Below are 20,680 nucleotides of genomic sequence, written 5' to 3'. Positions count from 1 at the left end.
CCTATCTTTGAAATGTACCCAACGCTTGCGCGGCGATCCACCTGGAAATCCGCCCGACCGTCGGCAGGGCGCAAGCCGCCTTTCGCCGACGGCGGCCATCAAGAGGATCTGCCGCGTAAAGGAGAAACCCATGTCCCCATTCGACAGCCCGGTCGCCCTCGAACTCGGGCCGGCAAGGCTAGGCGGGCAGTTGACGCTGCCCGACGCGGCCGTCGGCATCGTCCTGTTCGCGCACGGCAGCGGCAGCAGCCGCTTCAGCCCGCGCAACGGCTATGTCGCGCGCGTCCTGCAGCGCGCCGGCATCGCCACGCTGCTGTTCGACCTGTTGACGCGCGAGGAAGACAGCGTGTACGCGACGCGCTTCGACATCGCGCTGCTGACAGAACGCCTGCTCGCCGCGACGCGCTGGCTGGCAGACCGGCCCGACACCGCCAGGCTGCCGATCGGCTACTTCGGCGCGAGCACCGGCGCCGCCGCCGCGCTGCAGGCCGCCGCGGCGCTGGGCGACGGCGTCGCCGCCGTGGTGTCCCGCGGCGGCCGGCCCGACCTCGCCGGGCCTCAGGCGCTGTCCCGCGTGCGCTGCCCGACGCTGCTGCTGGTCGGCGGACTGGACGGCGACGTGATCCGCCTGAACGAGTCGGCGCTGTCCCGGCTCGCCTGCACCAAGGCGCTCTGCATCGTCCCCGGCGCGACGCATCTGTTCGATGAGCCCGGCACGCTGGAAGAGGTCGCCGACGAAGCCGGACGCTGGTTCTTGCGCTACCTGCCGGCGCAAGGCACCGCATGAATGTCGGTTCGCTTGCCCGAACCCTGCCCGAACGAGCCCCAAGGAGAGACACCATGAAATGCCCGTTACAGATCAGCTATGAAAACCTGCCCGAATCGGAGGCGCTGTCCAGCCATATCCGCCAGAGGGCCGACAAGCTGGAACAGGTCTTCCAGCACCTGATCGCCTGCAACGTCACCGTGAGCCTGCCGCACCGGCACTCGCAGCAGGGCGAACGCTATTTAGTGCAGGTCGACGTGACCGCGCCCGGCACCGAGCTGGTCAGCAACAAGCAGAACCATGAGGACGTCTACGTGGCCGTGCGCGACGCCTTCGACGCGACACGGCGCCTGCTGGAAGAGCGCGCCCGACACCTGCGCGGCCAGACCAAGCAGCACGCCGAGCCGATGCACGGCACGGTGGCGCGCCTGCTCGACGACTTCGGCTTCATCGAGGGCGACGACGGCAACGACTACTACTTTTCGCCGGAGAACCTGGTCGACCAGGCGTTCGACAAGCTGACCGAGGGCACGCCGGTGCAGTTTCTGCCCGAAGTGGCCCAGGAAGGCCGGCAGGCCAAGCGGGTCAGCACCGGCAAGCATCGCTACAACGCCGACTGAGCCCCCGGATGGGCCATGACGGGGATCCGTACCGCCGGACTCCGGCCCCGCGCGCGGGAAACGTGCGGCAGCCGAGCCTGGCGACGGGCGGCGCCCGGCTCGCGGATCCTGTCTGGCGGTTTATCTTTAAAGCCGGGCAACACTTAGGCCGCGCGGGCACTGCACGCCGCCCGCGCCGATTCTGCTAGTTTTTCACGGGAGCTCAGCCATGCACTACCTGCTGTTTTACGAGCTGGATCACAACTACCTGCTGCGCCGCGGCGAGTTCCGCGACGAACATCTGGCGCTGGCGTGGGGCGCACAGCAGCGCGGCGAGCTGGTGCTGGCGGGGTCGATGAGCGACCCGGTCGACGGCGCGGTGCTGCTGTTCAAGGGCGACACGCCGGGCGTCGCCGAGCGCTTCGCGCAGGCCGACCCTTACGTCGTCAACGGCCTGGTCACGCGCTGGTGGCTGCGCGAGTGGAAGACGGTGGTCGGCGACGGCGCGGTCGAGCCGACCCGACCGCACGGCTGAGCGCCGCCGTCCCGTCCGACGCAACAGTCCGTCGCCTGCCGGCTGGATCGCCGGGCACCGTCCGGCGCCGCACTTTTGCGATATTTCGCTGTCAAATTAACGGGGTATAGCATGCCAATTTCGGCAGAATGCTGAAAGGAACTTGCGATGGATCTACACATGCAATCGCATCAGATGACGCACCGTCTGCCCGACTGGCGCGCGGCCGCGATGGCCGGCGTCGCCGGCGGCGTGGTGTTCCTGGTGCTGGACATGCTGGCGATGTCGCTGATGGGCGCCGGCATGTGGGCACCGACACACATGATCGCCGCGATCGTGATGGGGCCGGGGGCGCTCGCGTCGCCGGCGTCGTTCAGCTTGGGCATCGTCGTGACGGCACTGATCGTCCACTTCGCTCTGGCCGTCGGCCTGGGGATGATCCTCGGCCTGATCATGGCACCGTTCCACTTCGATTCGAGCTGGGGCATGGCCTCGGTGGTCGGCGCGGTGTTCGGCCTGGCGGTTTACCTCGTCAACTTCTACGGCATGACCGCGTTCTTCCCGTGGTTCGCCGAAGCGCGCGGCTGGACGACGCTGTTCGCCCACCTCGTGTTCGGTATCGTGATGGCGGATACCTACCTGAAGATGGAGGTCGAAGAGAGCGACCGCGGCATGTCGGCCATGAGTTGACCGTCTGAAACGCCCGAAGCCCGGAATCTTTCCGGGCTTTTTATTGGGCGCTCGGCCGACGTCCTAAGCTCGCGCGGCATCAGCGGCACGACGATCTGGCTCCGCGCGTTCTCATGCCGGCTCCTGCCCCGGACGCGCGCGCAGGATGTCGATCACCTCTTCGTCGCTGACCTGCGGGAAATCCCGGTAGAACTGGCCGACCGCCTGAAAGCCGTGCGGCGCGTCGAGGCAGACCACCTCGTCGGCGTAGAGCGCGACCTTCTCCAGCGTGTCGGGCGGCGCCACCGGCACCGCGCACACCAGGCTGGCCGGCTTCTGAGGGCGCAGCGCCGACAGCGCCGCGATCATCGTCGCGCCGGTGGCGAGGCCGTCGTCGACGACGATGACGATACGACCCGCCGGGTCGATCACGCGCCCGCCGGTATAGAGGCGGCGCCGGCGGCGGAGGACCTCGAGCTCGCGGCGCGTCTCGGCCTCGATATAGTCGTCGGACGCGCCGGTCTGCCGTGCGAACGAATTCAGATAGACGCGGCCGGCCTCGTCGACGGCGCCGATCGCCAGTTCGGGCTGAAACGGCGCGCCGAGCTTGCGCACCAGCACGACGTCGCACTCGCCTTGCAGGCGCTCGGCGATGATGCTCGCCATCGGCACCGCGCCGCGCGGGATGGCGAGGACCAGCGGATGGCGGCCGCGCCAGGGCGCCAGCCGGTCGGCCAGCGCACGGGCCGCGTGTTCACGATCGATGAAAGACATGACGGTCTCCGGGTCGAAACGGGGATGCACCCTAAGCGTAGCCCGGTACGAGGCCCCGCCAACCTTGCCGTGCGCCGCCACGCGTTTATCATGACGCTGCCCCTCCCCTAAAAAGGCCGACGCCATGATCACCGTGCACCACCTGAACCATTCCCGCTCGCAGCGCGTGCTGTGGCTGCTCGAGGAACTGGGTCTGCCGTACGAGATCCGCCATTACAAACGGGATGCGCAGACGATGCTGGCGCCGCCGGAGCTGAAGGCGGTGCACCCGCTCGGCAAATCGCCGGTGATTTCCGACGGCGACGTGGTGGTCGCCGAATCGGGCGCCATCGTCGAATACCTGGTCGATACCTACGGCAACGGCCGGCTCAAACCCGACGCCGGCGACGCCGCCGCGCGCCGCCGCTACACCTACTGGCTGCACTACGCCGAGGGCTCGGCGATGCCTCTGCTGGTCATGGCCCTGGTGTTCGGCCGGCTCACCAAGCCGCCGATGCCGGCGCTGCTGCGCCCGCTGGCGCTCCTAATTGCCGACGGCGTGCAGAAGGCTTACCTCGACCCGCAACTGAGGCTGCACCTCGACTATCTGGAAGGCGAACTGACGACGGGCGGCTGGTTCGCCGGCGACGCGTTCTCGGCCGCCGACATCCAGATGAGCTTTCCGCTCGAGGCGGCGCTGTCGCGCGGCGCGCTCGGCGAGCGCCACACGCACCTGAAGGCCTTCCTCGCGCGCATCCACGACCGCCCCGCCTACCGGCGCGCGCTCGACAAGGGTGGGCCTTACGAGCTGTTACGCTGACGGCAGCGTTCGCCGCCTTTCCGATCGGCTTGGCGCGGGCCAACACCGGCTTTCTCGGTGCGTTTGCCACACCCGGGACCGCGGGTTTACCCAAACCCGCCACCAGTTATTGACGTTGTCATTATCTGCATGCTGTACTGGCCGGCTATTTTCAATTGCTCTGGAAAGGTTGCAGGGTTTGACATGGGCCGTATGCTGAAAGTCGCCGGGCTAGTGCTGGCGCTGTTCCTGGTGGCGAAATACGTCGTGTTCCGAGAAGGCGCGGTCGCCTCCGTGCTCAACGAGATGAACGTCGCGCTGTACGGCGAGGGCAACGCGATCAAGGCGTGCGACTTCCTGACCCGCGACTTCGAGTTCAAGGCGGTCGGCCACCGCCGGCCGAGCCCCTTCAGCCAGGGCAACCGCGAGGAAACGTGCAACTTCTTCGGCGTCGTCGCGCTGCCGTTCAAGAGCGGCGACGTCACCGCCGAGGTGCGGATGGACAAGCTGCACGTGGAGGTCGACCCGCTCAGCTGGAACACCGCGCGCGTGACCTTCACCTCGACCGCCGACATGCGCTTTGCCAACGTCGGCGGCTACCAGCTCGTCAGCGAGGACGAGGTGACGCTGGTGCGCACGCTGGCCGACGGCTACAAGATCAAGGCGTGGCAGAGCCGCATCGTGCACGAACAGGGCGGGCGGTTTTACTGATTCCGCTGTCGACGCGCGCAAAAAAAGGTTGGCCGAGGCCAACCTTTTTTTACGCGGCGGGCCGCTCAGCGCTTGAGCAGCTCGGGCGTCGCGAGGAAGTCGTTGCCGAAGCGGCGCACCAGCTTTTCCAGCGCCGCGGCGATGCGTTTCCATTCGGCTTCGAGCAAGGCCAGCGCGGCGTCGGCGTTGCCGGTCTCGACGCCGAAGAAGGCATCGATTGCTGCCGGGTCGACCTGGAAGTTGGCCGGGTAGCCGTCGAGCCGCGCGTTGATCAGGATGATTTCGTGACGGTCGATACGGGCGGCGATGAAGGTCAGCATGGCGCGGGGGTCCTCGTTGCGTGGCGATGGCCCGAAGGTTGGCCGAGCCACGCTGGATTGACGGGTAGGCTCGGCGTCAGTCGCCGATCTGACGCACCTTGGCGGCCTTGCCCTTGATGCCGCCCTCGGCCAACCTTTTCTGCGCCTGCGCCGCCACCTTGCGTTCGACGGCGACGTAGCTGACGCGGTCGAACAGCGCGATCTTGCCGACCGCGCTGCCCGGCAGGCCGGCGTCGCCGGTCAACGCGCCGAGGATGTCGCCGGGGCGCACCTTGTCCTTGCGGCCGCCGAGGATCTGCAGCGTCACCATGGCCGGCACCAGCGGCGTCGGGTCGGGCTTGGGCAGGTCGGCCAGACTCGCCCAGGACAGCGGCCGGCCGAGATACTCCTCGATCGCCGCCGCACGGCGCGCGTCGAACGGCGTCGACAGGCTGACCGCGCGGCCCGATTCGCCGGCGCGGCCGGTACGGCCGATGCGGTGCACGTGGATCTCGGGGTCGGGCGTGATGTCGACGTTGATCACCAGGTCGAGCCCGGCGACGTCGAGGCCGCGCGCGGCGACGTCGGTCGCGACGAGCAAGGTGCAGCTCTTGTTCGAAAAACGCACCAGCACTTCGTCGCGCTCGCGCTGTTCGAGCTCGCCCGACAGCGCCAGCGCGGCGATGCCCTTGGCCGACAGCGCGTCGACCAGTTCGCGGCAGCGCGCCTTGGTGTTGCAGAACGCGATCGCCGACGTCGGCCGATGGTGGCGCAGCAGTTTGACCACCGCGTCGGCGCGCCCTTCAGCGTCGACCTCGTAGAAGGTCTGCGCGATGCGCTCGTCGCCGTGCAGCGCGTCGACCGACACTTCTGCCGGGTTCTTCAAGAAGCGCGCGCTCTGCTTGCGGATCGTATCCGGGTAGGTCGCCGAGAACAGCAGCGTCTGGCGCGGGCGCGGGCAGGCGTCATTGATGCGCACCATCTCGTCGTAGAAGCCCATGTCGACCATGCGGTCGGCCTCGTCGAGCACCAGCGTCTTCAGCGCATCGAGTTTCAACGTACCCCGGTCGAGGTGGTCGATGATGCGGCCCGGCGTGCCGACCAGCACCTGCGCGCCGTGTTCGAGCGACGCGCGCTGCGGGCCGATCGGGCTGCCGCCGCACAGCGTCAGCACCTTGATGTTGTCGGCGAAGCGCGCAAGACGGCGGATTTCCTTCGCCACCTGGTCGGCCAGTTCACGCGTCGGGCACAGCACCAGCGCCTGCGTGCCGAAATAGCGCGGGTTGAGCCGCGCGAGCAGCCCGAGACCGAAGGCGGCGGTCTTGCCGCTGCCGGTCTGCGCCTTGGCGATCAGGTCTCCACCGGAAAGCATGACGGGCAGGCTCGCCGCCTGGATCGGCGTCATCGTCGCGTAGCCGAGTTGTTCGAGGTTGGCGAGCTGCTCGGCCGGCAGCGGCAGACTGGAAAAAAGATCAGACATCACAAGGACTTGGCGCAGACAAAAGGGGGCGAGTGTAGCAGGCGCCGCCCCGTCCGACCAGCGCCGGCGCGCGCCGACGTTGTATGATGCTCCCCTTCCCGCCTTGTGCGCCTGACGCCGACCATGACCGACACCGCCCATCTCGCCCGCCACATCGCCTTCATCCTCGAACTGGACAAGCTCAAGGCGGTGCTGCGCCGCACCAAGCCGCTCGGACTCGACCGACACGAGAATTCGGCCGAACACAGCTGGCAGGTGTGCCTGTTGGCGCTGTCGCTGCGTGACTATGCCGACGAACCGGTCGACATCGACCGCGTGATCCGCATGCTCTTGGTGCACGACATCGGCGAGATCGACGTCGGCGACCACATCGTGTTTTCCGACGCCGCCCAAGGCAACAAGGGTGAGGAGTTGATCGCGGTCAAGCGCATCTTCAGCCTGCTCCCCGAGCCCAGGGCGGCCGAGTTACTAGCGCTGTGGCGCGAGTTCGAGGACAACGCGACGCCGTCGGCGCGCTTCGCCAACGCGATGGACCGGCTGATGCCGGCGCTGCAGAACCTCCACAACAACGGGCAGAGCTGGCGCGAGAACGGCATCCGCCCCGAGCAGGTACGCGCGAAGGTCTACCCGAAGATCGCCGCCGGCAGCCGCGCGCTCGGCGACTATTTCCTCGAAAGCTTGGCCGAGGCCGAGACGGCCGGGCTGTTCGACGCCACACGCTGACGCCGCGCGGCCGGCCGCCACAAGGTGCCGGGCGCGTGGTCTAAACTTCATAAATAAACGAGTGAGATCAACAAGATTCGGAAACAGGGAGTTGTCCGTCTGCGGCCCGCGGCCGCCGGCGGCGGGAGAAAGCCATGAAAGCGAGAAAACAGGCCGGCTGGTACACCGGCACGCTGATGTTCGCCCTGATCATGGTGGTGGTGCTGTTCGTCGCCCAGCCGTGGATACCGTTGGCGCTGCTCGCGACGCTCGCGGTGCTCGGCGTGATAGCCGCCATCAACCACGGCATCGAGGCATGGAAGCGCCATCATCCTCACGACCAGACGCCCGCGCACTGAACGCGCGGCGACCTGAAAAAGCTCGGCCAACCTTGTAGGGTTGGCCGAGCTTTTTCGTGGCGGCGCGCGCGGTTCAGTAGGCGCTCGTCCCTTTCTCGCCGCTGTCGAGCGTCTTGCCGACCACCTCGCCGTTGATGAACTGCACGGTGATGGAAGTCTTGCCGTCGCGCCACACCGCCGATCCGCCGGACAGCCCGAGGAAGCTCGCGCCGGACGACTCGCTCGGCTCGCCGAGGATCTCGACCACCTGCTGCTTTTTCATGCCGTTGTTGATCTTGTCAAAATTGGCCGGGGTGACCTTGCTGCAGGCGGCGAGTACCGCCAGCGCCAGCGCGGCGACGCCAAGACGTGCCCATGTTTTCATACCCTAGCCTTTTACAAATATCGGGCCTTCAGCATAGCAAATCCGTCCGGCGGCCAGAGCCGACGGCAAAATTCATTCACAAATCGCCCGACCCCATCGGCCTCGGTTTCACAAGGACCACGCCGGGCGACAGGACTTTGTCGACGCGGCCGGGGTGGAACTTTGCTGCCGAACGTCCAGACTGAAAACCTGCCTTACTCCGCCTAGAGGAACGCCCCCATGACCCGACGCCCTTCGCTGACCGTGACCCTGCTCATCGCCACCCTCGCCGTCGCCGCCTGCGGCAAGGAAGACGTCGAAAAGGCGCAAAAGAACGCGTCGGACAGCATCGCCGACGCGAACCAGGCGCTGGCCGACGCGAGCGCGGCGGTCGCCGACCTGAAGAACAAGGCGGACAGCCTGAAAACGCAGGCCAAGGACCTGCAGGCTGGCGCAGAGGCGCGGCTGAAAGACGCCAGCGGCCCGCTCGGCGCGGTGATCGGCGCCGCGCAGGACGCGAAGACGGCCGGACAATGGGCACTGCTGGAGACCCGGGTCGGCCGGTATCCAGCCGACATCCATCTGTTTGACGACAGCGTGATCACGCCCGAATTGAAAAAGCTGCTCGGCAGCGATTTCGCCACCTTCGAATCGTATATGCAGGTATCCGGCCCGCTCGAGAAGGACCGCGTGCTCTATGTGACCGGCAACAAGCCGCACGAGGGCGGCGACGCCAACGCCTACCTCTTGATCGACACCGCCAACCGCAAACTCGAGGTCGGGCTCTTGACCCGCGGCAAACTCAAGGTGTATGCAAGCCCGGGCGAGGCCATCTATAAACCGAAGGATGTCGAAACCCATATCGCCCACGCCAAGCAAGGCTGAACATTGGGCCGATTTTTCGCTGATTCTTCGGAGGCCAAACCGATGCAGGACCCGGACGACCTGACGTCGAAAGACGACGCTAGCCGCGACAACTCGCGCCGTGAGTTCCTCTCTCTGCTGATGGCATCCGGCTTCGCGCTGGCGGTACAGCCGGTGGCCGCGTCGACGCTGGCGACCGACGCCGCCGGCCTCACCGTCGGCGCGGTCGGCATCCCGGTCGGCATCCCGGTCGGCATCCCGGTCGGCAAGGATATCCTGCCCGCCTACCGCGCGCAGCCGGCCAGGCCGAAGGGGCCGCTGCCGGTGGTGCTGGTGGTGCAGGAGGTGTTCGGCGTGCACGAGCATATCCAGGATCTGTGCCGGCGGCTCGCCAAGGCCGGCTACCTCGCGATCGCCCCCGAACTGTACTTCCGCCAGGGCGACGCGCGCCTCTACCCGAACATTCCCGACCTGCTCGCCAAGCTCGTCAGCAAGGTGCCCGACGAACAGGTGCTGCGCGACCTGGACGCCACCGCCGACTGGACCGCAAAGAACGGCGGCGACGCGAACCGGATCGCGATCACCGGCTTTTGCTGGGGCGGCCGCATCGTGTGGCTGTACGCCGCGCACAACCCTAAGCTGAAGGCGGCCGTCGCCTGGTACGGGAGGCTGGTCGGCGAAGGCGCGCCGAACACGCCTCGCCACCCGGTCGACATCGCAGGCTCGCTGAAGGCGCCGGTGCTCGGCCTCTACGGCGGCCAGGACAAGGGCATTTCGGCCGAATCGGTCGACCGGATGCGCGCCGCGCTGAAGGCGGCCGGCTCGCCGTCCCAGATCGCCGTCTACCCGGACGCCGACCACGGCTTCAACGCCGACTACCGGCCGAACTACAACGCGGAGGCGGCCAAGGACGGCTGGGCGAGGATGCTCGCGTGGTTCGCACGCTACGGCGTCAAACCGTAGGCGCTGCACATCGAGCAAAAGGCCACCCGAAGGTGGCCTTTTTTATGACCGAGCGCGAGGCTCGGCCAACCTTTAGCGTCTCAGCCCAGCTCGCCGGCGGCGGCCAGCTCGCGGATGCGCAGGATGGCGTCGACGTCGGTCTCCTGGTAGGCCGACTTCACCCACGGCACGTAATAGCTGTCCTCGGCGTCGCCGCCTTCCTGCGCCGGCACCTCGGGCAGCGAGGTCCGGTAGGCGAAGCGCACGCACAGCACGCCGGGCGCCGGTTCCTCGATGGTCACGGTCAGGCTGCCGCCGGCGTGCGCATCGTTCGGCTCGGTCTCGTAGTGCAGCGCCTTCTCATGCTTGAGGTGGATGGTGTCGCGCACGGTGAAGCGGCCGAAGTCCAGCTCGCGGCGCAGCCAGTCGGCACCGCGCTCTAGCACTGTGGCGCGCTCTAGATGGTCCATGAAGCTCATCGGGTCTTCGGCACGGCGCAAGAGGCCGCGCCACAGTTGCGCCACCGTCAGCGGCGCGCTGTCCACGCGCGGGTCGTTCACCAACACGATATGTTCGAACTGCATTGTCGGGCTCCTCATTCTTCGGGGCGAAGTGTAAAGCAGGACGCCCCCGCTCGGCCAACCTCAGGCGTGCTCGCCGGCCGGCTCGCCGTAACGGCAGACCCGGTTGCGCCCCAGCCGTTTCGCCTCGTAAAGCGCAAGGTCGGCCTTTTCGAGCACCTGGCTCTCCTCTTTGCCATGCTCGGGGAAGGCGGCCACGCCGAAACTCGCGGTCACGGTCAGCGCGTCGTCGAGTCCCGGCAGCACCAGCGGCGTCGCCGCGAGCTCGGCGCGCCACTGTTCGGCGCGCACCGCCGCCACCTCCTGATTCAGACCGGGCAACACGACAACGAATTCCTCGCCGCCGTAACGGCCGACGATGTCGCCCGCGCGCACCCAGCGCGTCAGGAGCTCGCCCAGCCTCCTGAGCGCCGCGTCGCCGGCGACGTGACCGTAGCTGTCGTTGATGCGCTTGAAGTGGTCGAAGTCGATCATGACCACGGTCACCGGTTCGCCCTGGCGCTCGGCGCGCGCGAACTCCTTGGGCAGCATCTCATCCAGATAGATGCGGTTGTAGGTGCCGGTCAGCGGGTCGCGCACCGCGCGCGCCTTGAGTTTTTCGTGCAGCAGCTGGATTTCGCGGTAGCTCTGTTCGAGCGCCGAGCTGGCCCGGTGCAAGGCGCGATGCTGCCGCGCGAGCGCGAGCAGAAACCCCCACACCACGATCAGCGCCATCAGCCCGATCGCCCCCACCGTCAGCGACTGGCGGATCAGCAGCCGGTCGACCGAGCCGCGCCGGGCGGCCACGTCGAGAAACAGCGGCCAGTCGCCGACAGGCAAGGGGCCGAGGCGCCACGGCTCGTCGCTGTCCGCGTCGACCGTCATCGTACGCGCCGCATCCAGCGCAAGCGGATCGGGGCGCGGCCCGTGCGCGCCGATCGCCTCCGGCGCCGGCGGCACCTGGGCGATCAGCGTGCCGTCGAGGTAACGCCAGCGCGCGGTCACCCCCGGCCACGGCGCGAGCCGCGCAAAACGCTGCGACAGGGCGGCGGCGTCGAGGTGCAGCAGCACGCCGTCGAAACGACCGCGCGCATCGATCCGCGGCCGGCTCAGCACGAGCAGCCAGCGCCCGTCCGCGGCGCGGCGCACCGTATCGAGATAGGGCGCGTCGCCATGGCGGCGGCGCGGCCCGACGAACCAGGGTTGGCCGAGCCCGCCGGCCCCCTCCGCCCCCAGCCGCCGTCCCGTCGCGTCGTAGGCGGCGGCGTCGACCACCAGCGGCTGGCGCCGCCGCAGTTCGGCCAGCTCGTCCGCAAAGCGCGCCGGCGCCGCGGCCAGGCTAAAACGCAGCGCGCGCAGTTCGTCGTCGAGCGACTCGATCACGCCGACGCTCAAGGCGTAATAGGCGTCGTACGACAGTTTCAGCTCGCGCGCCATCCGCGCGGACAGGCGGGCGCTCTGGTTGAAACACCACAGGAGGAACATCGCGACCAAAAGACCGGTCAAGAGGCCGGCCAGCGCGATCGCCAGCCGATTGAAGCGGGTCATACGGACGCCTCGCGGAGGACGCACGGCAAACGCTGCCGCTGTCCTTGCAGCATAGAACCCGCGCGACGTCACGGAGCACGGCCGGGCGCCGGGTCCGTCCAATCCCTCGGGATCGCCGTCGCCGCGCGGCGCCGTCATGTCATTCGGGTGTGATAAGCTCGGCCAACCCTGAATACCGAGAGACGCCCATGTCCGACGCGCGCGCATTCTGGAACCCGCGCTTTGCCAGCCCCGACTACCTCTACGGCACCCGAGCCAACGACTTCCTGCGCGAAGAGGCGCACCGCATCCTGGCAGGCGGGCGCGTGCTGTCGCTGGGGGACGGCGAAGGCCGCAACGGCGTGTTTCTCGCCGAGCAAGGCTTTGACGTGACCGCGCTCGACGCCGCCGAGGCGGGCCTGGCCAAGGCCGAGGCGCTGGCGCGCGAACGCGGCGTGACGCTGGCCACCGTCCACGCCGACCTCGAATTCCACCGGCTCGAAGCCGATGCCTGGGACGGCATCGTCGCGATCTTCTGCCATCTGCCGTCGAGCTACCGCGCCGGCGTGCTGCGCGACGCGGTCGCCGCGCTGAAACCGGGCGGCGTGCTGCTGCTCGAAGGCTATACGCCGCGCCAGCTGGCCTTCGGCACCGGCGGCCCGAAGGAAGTCGACCTCTTGTACGAACCGGACGCGCTGCGCGAGGAACTGGCCGGCCTCGAATTCATCAGCTTGGCCGAGGTCGAGCGGCCGGTCGTAGAAGGCCGGCTGCACACCGGCCTGGCCGCCGTGCTGCAGATCGTCGCCCGAAAACCCGAAGAGGCCGCCCGATGAGCCAGTCACCCCGCCCGCTGCCCTACGACGTAATGATCCGTACCGCGGCCATCGCCCTCCTGACCCTCGCCTGCTTTCGCGTCATCCTGCCGTTTCTCGGCGCGCTGACCTGGGCCGGCATCATCGCGCTGTCGGCGTGGCCGGTGTTCGTCTGGCTGCGCGACAGGCTCGGCGGACGCAAGAAGACCGCCGCGCTGACCGTCGTGCTCGCGTTGGCGCTGGCGCTGATCGCGCCGTTGACGCTGATGGTGCTGACGCTCGCCGACGCGGTCCCGCAGGCGACGCGCATGGTGTCCGACCTCATCGGCATCGGCCTGCCGCCCCCACCCGCGTGGCTAACCTCGCTGCCCTTCGTCGGCCAGAGCCTGTCCGACTTGTGGCAGAGCACACACTCCGACCTCACGACGCTGTTCGCCAGACTCAAGCCCTATATCAACGAGGCCGCCCTCTGGACGCTCGGCCAGGGCGCGGCGTTCGGCAAGGGTCTGCTGGAACTGGTGATCGCGGTCATTCTGTCGGGCGTGCTGCTCGCCTACGGCGACCCGCTGTGGGATGTCTTCGAGCGCATCGTCGCGCGCCTCGGCGGCCGCATGGGCGGCGAGCTGCCCGAACTGGTCGCGCGCACCGTGCGCGGCGTCACCACCGGCGTGGTCGGCACCGCGCTGGTGCAGGCGCTGCTCGCGCTGATCGGCTTCTGGATCAGCGGCGTGCCCGGCGCGCTGGTGCTCGGCATCGTCTGCTTCATCGTCGCGATCGCGCAGCTGCCGACGCTGCTCGTCTGGGTGCCGGCGACGATCTGGCTGTTCTACAGCGGCGACACCGGCTACGCGATCTTCCTCGGCCTGTGGGGCGCGCTGCTGGTGCAGAACATCGACAACTTCCTCAAGCCCTACCTGATCAGCCAGGGCGCCGGCCTGCCGCTGCCCTTGATCTTCCTCGGCGTGATCGGCGGCCTGTTGGCCTGGGGCATGATCGGCCTCTTCCTCGGACCGACGGTGCTGGCGGTCGGTTACAGCGTCTTCGGGCGCTGGCTGCAGCAGGAAACGCCTGCCGCGACGGTCGACGAGGCGGCGGAAGAGTCGCCCGATTAAGAATCCTTAACAAAGCCGTACCGGCCAAAAGCAGGAACTTTGCCCAAAATCCGCCATTCTTAAAGCGTGTACTGCCACTCGATGAGGGAGTTGACGATGCAAGCGGCGAAAACCATTACCGTGGCAATCCTGATGGCCGGCGTGATGGCCGGCTGTTCCAACATGACCGATCGCCAGCGCAACACGGCAATCGGTGCGGCGGGCGGGGCGGTGCTCGGTTCGGTACTCACCGGCGGCGACGCCGTCGGCACGGTGGGCGGCGCCGCGGTGGGCGGCGTGATCGGCAACCAGATCAGGAAATAGGTTTCCCTGACGTAAGCGACAAGCGCGGGCTTCACGTCCGCGCTTTTGTTTTGCCCGCCGCGCGTTAAGATAGGCGCATCGCGTCACTTTTCCTACCCGTCATGAGCGCAATGCACTGGGAGCGCCTGCTCTCCGCCCAACGATTCAAGCAGGTCGACGGCGACGTACGGCCGACCCGCACCCCGGCCACCAGCGAGGGTGCGCCGGGGCTCCGCAGCGACTTCCACATCGACCACGACCGCGTCGTGTTCTCGAGCGCGTTCCGGCGCCTCGGGCGCAAGACGCAGGTCCACCCGCTCGCGCAGCACGACCACACGCACAACCGGCTGACGCACAGCGTCGAGGTCGCCAGCGTCGGGCGCAGCCTCGGCAACCGGGTCGGCGCGATGATGGAGCACGCGGCGCTGCTGCCGGCCGGCACCACGCCGTTCGACATCGGCGCAGTGGTGCAGGTGGCGTGCCTCGCGCACGATATCGGCAACCCGCCGTTCGGCCATACCGGCGAGGACGCGCTGCGCGACTGGTTCCGCGACGAGCGCCACGCGGCGCTGCTCGACGGCCTCAACCCGGCCGAAAAGCGCGACATCCAGACCTACGAGGGCAACGCGCACAGCCTGAGGATGCTCGCCACGCTCGAGATGTACGCGACGGAAGGCGGCATGCGGCTGACCGCCGCCGCGATCGGCGCGCTGATCAAGTACCCGTGGACCGCCAGCGCCGAGCCGGCCTTCGTGCGCGACAAGTTCAACATCTACCAGGCCGAGCTGCCGTACTTCGGCCGCGTCGCCGACGAGCTCGGCCTGATCGCGCGCGGGCCCGAGCAGTGGGCGCGCCACCCGCTGTCCTACCTGATGGAGGCCGCCGACGACATCTGCTACGCCATCCTCGACCTCGAGGACGCGGTCGAGATCGGCATCCTCGATTATTCCGAGTTCGAGAAGCTGTTCTCCAAGTTCGCCGAGGTCGAGAAGCTGTGGGCCACGACGAGCGTCCGTCAGAAATGCGCGATGCTGCGCGGCATGGCGATCGGCCGCTGCGTCGCCGAGGTGGCCGAGAAGTTCATGCTGCACCAGGACACGCTGTTGGCCGGTGCCTTCCAGGGCAAGGACCTGATCGACGTGTGCGCGCCGGAGATCCGCGAGACGCTGCTCGAAGCGAAGCGGCTCGCCAGCCAGAAGGTGTACCGCCACCGCACCAAGCTCGTCACCGAGATCGCCGCCTTCCCGTGCCTGACGACGCTGCTCGACGTGCTGGTGCCGGCGGTGTCGTCCAAGGTGCGCGGCGAGCGGCTGTCGGCGCGCCACACGCTGGCGCTCGGACTGATGGCGGACACGCCGATCGCCGATTCCGACGCGCTGTATCCGGCCTACATGAAGGTGCTCGACTACGTCGGCGCGATGACCGACAACGCCGCCGCCAGCCTCGCGCGCGAGATCTCGGGCGTCGGCATCCTATAGCGCAGGGCTCGGCCAACGTTGGCCGAGCCTGCTGCGCCCTCCCCTCGGCCAACCTTGGCAGCCGCGGCAGGCTCAAGGACAATGCCCGCTTTCCCGAACCGCCCCTCCCGCATGCTCGCACGCATCCTCACCATCATCCTGCCGGTCCTTGCGATCGTGCTGATCGGCTGGCTGTACAGCCGCAAGACCCGGCCCGACCTGACCGCCATGAACCGCCTGAACATGCAGGTGTGCGTGCCGCTCCTCGTATTCTCGGTGCTCGCCGCCCGCGATTTCGACCTTGCTTCGCAGTGGCGGCTGCTGCCGGCCGCACTCGGCGTGATCCTGCTGTCGGGCCTGATCGCGTGGCCGGTGGCGCGCGCGTTCAAGGTTAGCCCGCGCACGCTGTTGCCGCCGATGATGTTCAACAACAACGGCAATATGGGGCTGCCGCTCGCGCTCTTGGCGTTCGGGCGCGACGGTTTTCACGCTTTTGTCGTGCCGTTTGCGCTGTCCAACCTGTTGCACTTCACGCTCGGCGCCTACTTCTTCAGCCGGAATACCCGCCTCAAGCACGTCGCGACCAACCCGATCGTGATCGCGAGCGCACTCGGCGTCGCCTGCGGGCTGAGCAAGTTCGCGCTGCCCGACTCGCTGATGCTGGCAGTGAAGATGCTCGGCGACGTGTCGATCCCGCTGATGCTGTTCGCGCTCGGCGCGCGCATGGTCGACGTGAGCTTTTCCGGCTGGAAAGTGGGGCTGCTCGGCGCGGTGCTGTGCCCGCTGACCGGTCTGGCCGCAAGCTGGTTGATGGTCGCATGGCTCGACCTGACGCCGCTGCAGGCGAGCCTGATGTATCTGTTCGGCGCGCTGCCGCCGGCGGTATTGAATTTCCTGATGGCCGAACACTACCGGCAGGAGCCGGACCGGATGGCGTCCATCGTCTTGATCGGCAACCTTGCGAGCCTGGTGTTCGTCCCGATGGGGCTGTGGATCGCGCTCAGATGAAGGCGCGCGCGGTGACGATGCCGAGCCAGGTCAGCAGCAGCGAGCCGGCCAGGTGCAGACCGGCGGTGAGCAGCGCGAGCCCTGCCTCGCCGCGCATCAGCTGGCCGACGACCTCGCTCGAAAAGGTGGAAAAAGTCGTCAAGCCGCCGAGAAAACCGGTAATCGCCGCCAGACGCCATTCGGCCGGCCAGTCGGCGTGGTGGCCGAACACCACCACCGCCACGCCGACGAGATAGCCGCCGGCGAGGTTGACCAGCAGCGTGCCCAGCGGCAGCGGCTCCCACACCGGATTGAAGCGTAGCGTCGCCGCCCAGCGCGCGAGCGCCCCTACCCCCGCCCCGCAAAATACTGCCAGCGCCATCCAGAACTGCATTCTTGCCCCTTAAAGCCTGCCGGGTTTTATCCCGGCAGAACATAAAACCCGTTGCTAGAATGGTGCCATGCACCATAAATATCCTACCCGCTTCTGCCTGATCCGCCACGGCGAAACCGACTGGAACACCGAACGCCGGATACAGGGCCACCTGGACCGCCCGCTCAATGCGCGCGGCCATGCACAGGCCCGCGAAGTCGCGAAACACCTCGCCCACCGCCACCGCTTCGACGCGATCTACACCAGCGACCTCACCCGCACGCGCCAGACCGCCGAACCGGCCGCCAACGCGCTGTCGCTGCCGGCGCAGAGTTTCAGCGCGCTACGCGAGCGGCACTACGGCCGGCTGCAGGGGCTAACCTACGACGAGATCGCCGCACGCTACCCCGACGACCACCTCCGGCTCAAGGCGCGCGTGCCCGACTTCACCCCGGCCGGCGGCGAAAGCCTGCAAACGCTGTCCGGCCGCGTGGAGGACGCGCTGGCCACGCTCGCCGGGCGCCACCCGGGCGGCACCATCCTCGTCGTCAGCCACGGCGGCGTACTCGACGTCGCGCACCGGCTCGCCAGCGGCGCAGCGCTGTCGAGCCCGCGCGACTTCGCGCTGCCGAACGCCGCGTTCAACTGGCTGTGCTATGCGCATGGGGAATGGGAACTCGAAGCCTGGGCCGACACCCGCCACCTCGAAGGCGCGCACGACGAGCTGTAAGCTAGCGGGACGCACCGCGGCCAACCGGACGTCATCCCGAACTTTCCAGGATCCTACAATGAGCGACAAGATCGTCAGGAGCGACGCCGAATGGCGCGCCCAACTGAGCCCCGACCAATACCACGTGACACGCGAGGCCGGCACCGAGCGCCCGTTCACCGGCGAATACTACCGGCGCGCCGAAAGCGGCGATTACCACTGCGTCTGCTGCGACGCGCTGCTGTTCCACTCCGACACCAAGTTCGACGCCGGCTGCGGTTGGCCGAGCTTCTGGGAAGAAGCCGTCCCCGACAGCATTACGCGCATCCGCGACACCAGCCACGGCATGATCCGCACCGAGGTGCGTTGCGCGCGCTGCGACGCCCACCTGGGCCACGTCTTCCCCGACGGCCCCGAGCCGACGGGCGAACGTTACTGTATCAATTCGCTGGCGCTCACGTTCAGCCCGGCGCGTGAGTTGTAGTGCAGGTGTCGTCACCCAAGAGAACACACACCGCAGTGCCGGGGGAGTGAATGGCTACACTGGGATCGTATGCGCTTTGAAAGCTCTCCCACCTTGAGCTTGATCCGTCAGTCTGACAATACCAAGGCGCATATCAGCAACTGCCCAATCGCAGTCGAAGGCTGATTCAATGACGTCGCCATTACGAGGTTCCGATTCGCGACGACACGAAAACTGGCTTACTTCGGAAGGCTCCAGAGGCGCACGGTCTTATCGCTGCTGCCGGAGAGGGCGTAGCGGCCATCGGGAGAAAAGGCCACGCAATTGACGTTGCCCTGATGCCCTTCGAAACGATGGATCTCACGCTGCCTTTCCGCGTCCCAGAGGCGAACCGTGTTATCGACGCCCAAGTCACTCAACATCTCGTCGTCGTAGGCGTCAGTGCCGCTGCCTGAGAGGAAACGCTGGCCGTCCGGCGAGAAGGCGACGCAGAAGACATTGCCCGCGTGCCCTTCATAATGGCGAAGCTCGTAACCACTCTCCACCTCCCACAGGTACACGTTGCAATCCAAGGTGCCGGCAAGAGCACGGCGGCCATCCGGTGAGAAGGCAACGTCGGCAGCCAGCGTCATCAATCGCTCTGGGCGACGCAGTTCGCGTCCGCTCTCCAGGTCCCACAGGATGACCGCATGAGCGTAGTCAGGCTCCATGGCGCCCGACAGGCCATAGCGCCCATCCGGCGAGAAGGTCACGCACTCTACCGGACTCGTATGGCCCTCGAGGCAGCGCAGTTCGCGCCCTCTCTCCAGATCCCACAAGCGAATGGCGTTGTTCCTGTCGTCGAAGAGGGCCTGGCGACCATCGGGCGACAAGGCGGCACTGATGACGTACCCCTGCCCCGCGAAGCGTCGGATTTCCTGCCCGCTCTCCAGGTCCCACAGGTGCATGGCGCTGGCGAAAGTGAGCGCGCGGCGGCCATCGGCCGAGAGGGCTACGGTTGAAATCGGTCCCGTGCCGAGCAAGCGCCGAAGGTTTCGCCCGCTCTCCACGTCCCAGACGTGAATCACGCCGTCCTTGCTTGCAGAAACGGCCTGGCGGCCGTCTGCCGAGAAGGCCACCTTTACCACCTCATCCTGATGCCCCTCGAAGCGGCGGATTTCGCCAGGGGTATCAGTAAGGCGTTCGGGCTGCCGAAGGGCTGATGCGGCAGCCGCTGCTATGGGATGTCCGCACTCGCCACAAAAACGGTCGCCCGGGCGCAGCTCGGACTGGCAATGGGTACATTTCATGGGAAGTACCTCCTTCCGTTAAGAGCGGTAGCGTCGTGCGCTGAAAAACATGAGCGCCGCGACGGCGGTCTGCCGGCTGTTCGCCCACAGCATTATTCCTTGGCGCCGGCCTCTTGGAGAATACGCACGACTTCCGTGTGCCCATTCGCTCTGGCAGCGATCAGGGCGGTGTGACCACGATACCCTTTCGCATTCACATCGGCCCCGGCGGCAATCAGGGCTTGCACCGTCTCGGTGCGTCCATTGAATGCCGCCCACTTCAAGGCAGTCCAACCGGCGCCCATCTGCGCATTCACATCGGCCCCGCCGGCGATCAAAGCTTGTACCGCCTCGGTCTCGCCGAATGTCGCCGCCACCATTAAGGCCGTCATTTCGTCAGGCCCGCTTCTTAGATTAGGGTCCATCCCGTCGGCCAAGAATGATTTTATCGCGGCGGTTTCACCCATCCGTGCAGCGGCAAGGAAACGCTCCTCCGGCGTATTTTCCTCCGGCAGATAATAGGCAAACGGCTCCTCTTTCTGCTCCAGGAAAAACCGGTACCCCATGAGACCCAGCCCGCCGAGCACGGCGATGCCCGCGATGGTTGCCAACGCGCCTAAGAAATACCCATGCCCTGGGAAAAACCTATAGGCCATGAAACCCAGCCCGCCGAGCACTGCGATGCTCACGATTGTTGCCAACGCGCCTGAGAAATACCCTAGGAAAACCCTATAGCCCATGAAACCCAGCCCGCCGAGCACTACGATGCTCACGATGGCTGCCAACGCGTATGGCCAACGGCGACGCTTCGCATTCGCATTCGCGCCCGGGCTTGGGGCTGGTGGTTGGGACTGCGGCGCAGCACTTTGTAGGGCTTGCCCACATTCGCCGCAAAAACGCTCGTCGGCCGGCCGCCTGGAGCCGCAGGCTGGGCAGACCACCGAATCGGAAGGCAGCGTGGCGACCGCGGTTACAGGGTGCCCGCAGGCACTGCAAAAGCGCGCGTCTGGGCTGAGCTCCGACTGGCATTTCTCGCATCTCATACGACGAAATCTCCCCTTCCTAAGCGAAGTAGCGCTTGGCGATGACGAACAGAAGCGCAGCTATGGCCATCTGCGTGCCATACACGAAAAGCGCTGACTCGGCCAAGGCCAGGCGAGAACTGGGTTCGAAACCGATCCAGTCGAGCATCTGAAGCGCGAATTCTGCGCCGATCAGCCAGCCGATCACCGCGGCGGCAAGCGGAACCGTGTACACATCCGCTGCCGCCGACAAGCAGCTCAGGCATTGCTTGAAGCGCCTTTTCATGAGGGCTCACCCGCGACCACGC

Annotated in this window: 27 protein-coding genes and 1 pseudogene; 17 read left to right on the top strand and 11 right to left on the bottom strand. The window is 67.1% G+C overall.

The window, feature by feature from the left end:
- The first annotated feature begins 130 nt into the window (after nt 1-130).
- The 4 genes from DWG20_RS12220 (at nt 131) to DWG20_RS12205 (ending at nt 2,569) form a co-directional block, all read left to right on the top strand.
- On the top strand, nt 131-787 hold the full coding sequence (locus DWG20_RS12220; RefSeq protein WP_115434081.1) for a dienelactone hydrolase family protein: 657 nt from the start codon (nt 131-133) through the stop codon (nt 785-787).
- Between the two features lie 53 nt (nt 788-840).
- A complete protein-coding gene (locus tag DWG20_RS12215; protein ID WP_115434080.1) occupies nt 841-1,386 on the top strand; it encodes an HPF/RaiA family ribosome-associated protein in 546 nt (181 codons plus the stop codon).
- 208 nt (nt 1,387-1,594) lie between these two features.
- Nucleotides 1,595-1,900 (top strand): YciI-like protein, encoded by a 306-nt coding sequence (locus DWG20_RS12210; protein ID WP_115434079.1) that lies wholly within the window; start codon nt 1,595-1,597, stop codon nt 1,898-1,900.
- 159 nt (nt 1,901-2,059) lie between these two features.
- A complete protein-coding gene (locus DWG20_RS12205; RefSeq protein ID WP_240674263.1) occupies nt 2,060-2,569 on the top strand; it encodes a hypothetical protein in 510 nt (169 codons plus the stop codon).
- A gap of 111 nt (nt 2,570-2,680) precedes the next feature.
- Here DWG20_RS12205 and DWG20_RS12200 read toward each other — a convergent pair whose 3' ends face one another.
- Entirely contained in the window at nt 2,681-3,322 is a 642-nt protein-coding gene (locus DWG20_RS12200) for a phosphoribosyltransferase (protein WP_115434077.1), read from the bottom strand.
- Nucleotides 3,323-3,446: 124 nt separating this feature from the next.
- Between DWG20_RS12200 and DWG20_RS12195 the strand changes: the two genes are divergently transcribed.
- Together DWG20_RS12195 and DWG20_RS12190 are read left to right on the top strand one after the other, a co-directional pair.
- On the top strand, nt 3,447-4,121 hold the full coding sequence (locus DWG20_RS12195; RefSeq protein ID WP_115434076.1) for a glutathione S-transferase family protein: 675 nt from the start codon (nt 3,447-3,449) through the stop codon (nt 4,119-4,121).
- A gap of 183 nt (nt 4,122-4,304) precedes the next feature.
- The gene (locus tag DWG20_RS12190; protein ID WP_115434075.1) at nt 4,305-4,811 is read left to right on the top strand and encodes a hypothetical protein; all 507 of its coding nucleotides are present in this window, start codon (nt 4,305-4,307) and stop codon (nt 4,809-4,811) included.
- Nucleotides 4,812-4,876: 65 nt separating this feature from the next.
- Here the strand turns inward: DWG20_RS12190 and DWG20_RS12185 are convergent, their stop codons facing one another.
- Nucleotides 4,877-5,131, bottom strand: a complete 255-nt coding sequence (locus DWG20_RS12185; protein ID WP_115434074.1) for a hypothetical protein — start codon at nt 5,129-5,131, stop codon at nt 4,877-4,879.
- Between the two features lie 76 nt (nt 5,132-5,207).
- Nucleotides 5,208-6,590, bottom strand: a complete 1,383-nt coding sequence (dbpA, locus tag DWG20_RS12180; RefSeq protein WP_220271956.1) for an ATP-dependent RNA helicase DbpA — start codon at nt 6,588-6,590, stop codon at nt 5,208-5,210.
- 123 nt (nt 6,591-6,713) lie between these two features.
- Between dbpA and DWG20_RS12175 the strand changes: the two genes are divergently transcribed.
- Nucleotides 6,714-7,313 carry an HD domain-containing protein gene (locus DWG20_RS12175; RefSeq protein WP_115434072.1) on the top strand — a complete coding sequence of 200 codons (600 nt, stop codon included), beginning with the start codon at nt 6,714-6,716 and terminating at the stop codon, nt 7,311-7,313.
- A gap of 134 nt (nt 7,314-7,447) precedes the next feature.
- Nucleotides 7,448-7,651, top strand: a complete 204-nt coding sequence (locus DWG20_RS12170) for a hypothetical protein (protein ID WP_115434071.1) — start codon at nt 7,448-7,450, stop codon at nt 7,649-7,651.
- Between the two features lie 73 nt (nt 7,652-7,724).
- Here the strand turns inward: DWG20_RS12170 and bamE are convergent, their stop codons facing one another.
- On the bottom strand, nt 7,725-8,015 hold the full coding sequence (gene bamE, locus DWG20_RS12165; protein ID WP_115434070.1) for an outer membrane protein assembly factor BamE domain-containing protein: 291 nt from the start codon (nt 8,013-8,015) through the stop codon (nt 7,725-7,727).
- Nucleotides 8,016-8,234: 219 nt separating this feature from the next.
- Here bamE and DWG20_RS12160 point away from each other — a divergent pair, with 219 nt between their 5' ends.
- Both DWG20_RS12160 and DWG20_RS12155 read left to right on the top strand, forming a co-directional pair.
- The gene (locus DWG20_RS12160; RefSeq protein ID WP_115434069.1) at nt 8,235-8,879 is read left to right on the top strand and encodes a hypothetical protein; all 645 of its coding nucleotides are present in this window, start codon (nt 8,235-8,237) and stop codon (nt 8,877-8,879) included.
- A 42-nt stretch (nt 8,880-8,921) separates the two neighbouring features.
- A complete protein-coding gene (locus DWG20_RS12155; protein WP_115434068.1) occupies nt 8,922-9,821 on the top strand; it encodes a dienelactone hydrolase family protein in 900 nt (299 codons plus the stop codon).
- Between the two features lie 80 nt (nt 9,822-9,901).
- On the opposite strand, the gene DWG20_RS12150 is transcribed toward DWG20_RS12155, so the two are convergent.
- Together DWG20_RS12150 and DWG20_RS12145 are read right to left on the bottom strand one after the other, a co-directional pair.
- Nucleotides 9,902-10,384, bottom strand: coding sequence for an SRPBCC family protein (locus tag DWG20_RS12150; protein ID WP_115434067.1), 483 nt, complete (start codon nt 10,382-10,384; stop codon nt 9,902-9,904).
- Between the two features lie 60 nt (nt 10,385-10,444).
- Nucleotides 10,445-11,908: a sensor domain-containing diguanylate cyclase gene (locus DWG20_RS12145; RefSeq protein WP_181880908.1), complete on the bottom strand. Its 1,464-nt coding sequence runs from the start codon at nt 11,906-11,908 to the stop codon at nt 10,445-10,447.
- Between the two features lie 188 nt (nt 11,909-12,096).
- Here DWG20_RS12145 and DWG20_RS12140 point away from each other — a divergent pair, with 188 nt between their 5' ends.
- The 5 genes from DWG20_RS12140 (at nt 12,097) to DWG20_RS12120 (ending at nt 16,558) form a co-directional block, all read left to right on the top strand.
- The gene (locus DWG20_RS12140; RefSeq protein WP_115434802.1) at nt 12,097-12,720 is read left to right on the top strand and encodes a class I SAM-dependent methyltransferase; all 624 of its coding nucleotides are present in this window, start codon (nt 12,097-12,099) and stop codon (nt 12,718-12,720) included.
- A complete protein-coding gene (locus tag DWG20_RS12135) occupies nt 12,717-13,811 on the top strand; it encodes an AI-2E family transporter (RefSeq protein WP_115434065.1) in 1,095 nt (364 codons plus the stop codon). Before DWG20_RS12140 ends, DWG20_RS12135 begins: the two co-directional genes overlap by 4 nt.
- 96 nt (nt 13,812-13,907) lie before the next feature.
- Complete coding sequence (locus DWG20_RS12130) at nt 13,908-14,114, top strand: glycine zipper 2TM domain-containing protein (protein ID WP_115434064.1); 207 nt, start codon at nt 13,908-13,910, stop codon at nt 14,112-14,114.
- A 110-nt stretch (nt 14,115-14,224) separates the two neighbouring features.
- The gene (locus DWG20_RS12125) at nt 14,225-15,571 is read left to right on the top strand and encodes a deoxyguanosinetriphosphate triphosphohydrolase (protein ID WP_115434063.1); all 1,347 of its coding nucleotides are present in this window, start codon (nt 14,225-14,227) and stop codon (nt 15,569-15,571) included.
- Between the two features lie 81 nt (nt 15,572-15,652).
- On the top strand, nt 15,653-16,558 hold the full coding sequence (locus DWG20_RS12120; protein ID WP_245944719.1) for an AEC family transporter: 906 nt from the start codon (nt 15,653-15,655) through the stop codon (nt 16,556-16,558).
- Here the strand turns inward: DWG20_RS12120 and crcB are convergent.
- On the bottom strand, nt 16,551-16,931 hold the full coding sequence (gene crcB / locus DWG20_RS12115; RefSeq protein ID WP_115434061.1) for a fluoride efflux transporter CrcB: 381 nt from the start codon (nt 16,929-16,931) through the stop codon (nt 16,551-16,553). The two genes, DWG20_RS12120 and crcB, sit on opposite strands and share 8 nt — an antisense overlap.
- A 67-nt stretch (nt 16,932-16,998) precedes the next feature.
- On the opposite strand from crcB, the gene DWG20_RS12110 reads away from it, so the two are divergent.
- Both DWG20_RS12110 and msrB read left to right on the top strand, forming a co-directional pair.
- The gene (locus DWG20_RS12110) at nt 16,999-17,640 is read left to right on the top strand and encodes a histidine phosphatase family protein (protein ID WP_115434060.1); all 642 of its coding nucleotides are present in this window, start codon (nt 16,999-17,001) and stop codon (nt 17,638-17,640) included.
- A 58-nt stretch (nt 17,641-17,698) separates the two neighbouring features.
- Nucleotides 17,699-18,103 (top strand): peptide-methionine (R)-S-oxide reductase MsrB, encoded by a 405-nt coding sequence (msrB, locus tag DWG20_RS12105; protein ID WP_115434059.1) that lies wholly within the window; start codon nt 17,699-17,701, stop codon nt 18,101-18,103.
- 218 nt (nt 18,104-18,321) lie between these two features.
- Here the strand turns inward: msrB and DWG20_RS12100 are convergent, their stop codons facing one another.
- The 4 genes and pseudogenes from DWG20_RS12100 to DWG20_RS12090 all read right to left on the bottom strand — a co-directional run bounded on the left by DWG20_RS12100 (nt 18,322) and on the right by DWG20_RS12090 (nt 20,658).
- On the bottom strand, nt 18,322-19,371 hold the full coding sequence (locus tag DWG20_RS12100) for a zinc-ribbon domain-containing protein (protein ID WP_115434058.1): 1,050 nt from the start codon (nt 19,369-19,371) through the stop codon (nt 18,322-18,324).
- Nucleotides 19,372-19,463: 92 nt separating this feature from the next.
- The gene (locus tag DWG20_RS12095) at nt 19,464-20,123 is read right to left on the bottom strand and encodes an ankyrin repeat domain-containing protein (protein WP_245944718.1); all 660 of its coding nucleotides are present in this window, start codon (nt 20,121-20,123) and stop codon (nt 19,464-19,466) included.
- 117 nt (nt 20,124-20,240) lie between these two features.
- A pseudogene (locus DWG20_RS16765) lies at nt 20,241-20,393 on the bottom strand (zinc-ribbon domain-containing protein); the annotation flags it as partial.
- 19 nt (nt 20,394-20,412) lie between these two features.
- Nucleotides 20,413-20,658 (bottom strand): hypothetical protein, encoded by a 246-nt coding sequence (locus DWG20_RS12090; RefSeq protein ID WP_115434056.1) that lies wholly within the window; start codon nt 20,656-20,658, stop codon nt 20,413-20,415.
- Nucleotides 20,659-20,680: the final 22 nt, after the last annotated feature.

The sequence above is a fragment of the Crenobacter cavernae genome, from assembly GCF_003355495.1.
Taxonomy (GTDB): domain Bacteria; phylum Pseudomonadota; class Gammaproteobacteria; order Burkholderiales; family Chromobacteriaceae; genus Crenobacter; species Crenobacter cavernae.
The sequence above is the reverse complement of the archived record's forward strand: the minus strand, read 5'-3'. Positions and strand labels throughout refer to the sequence as shown.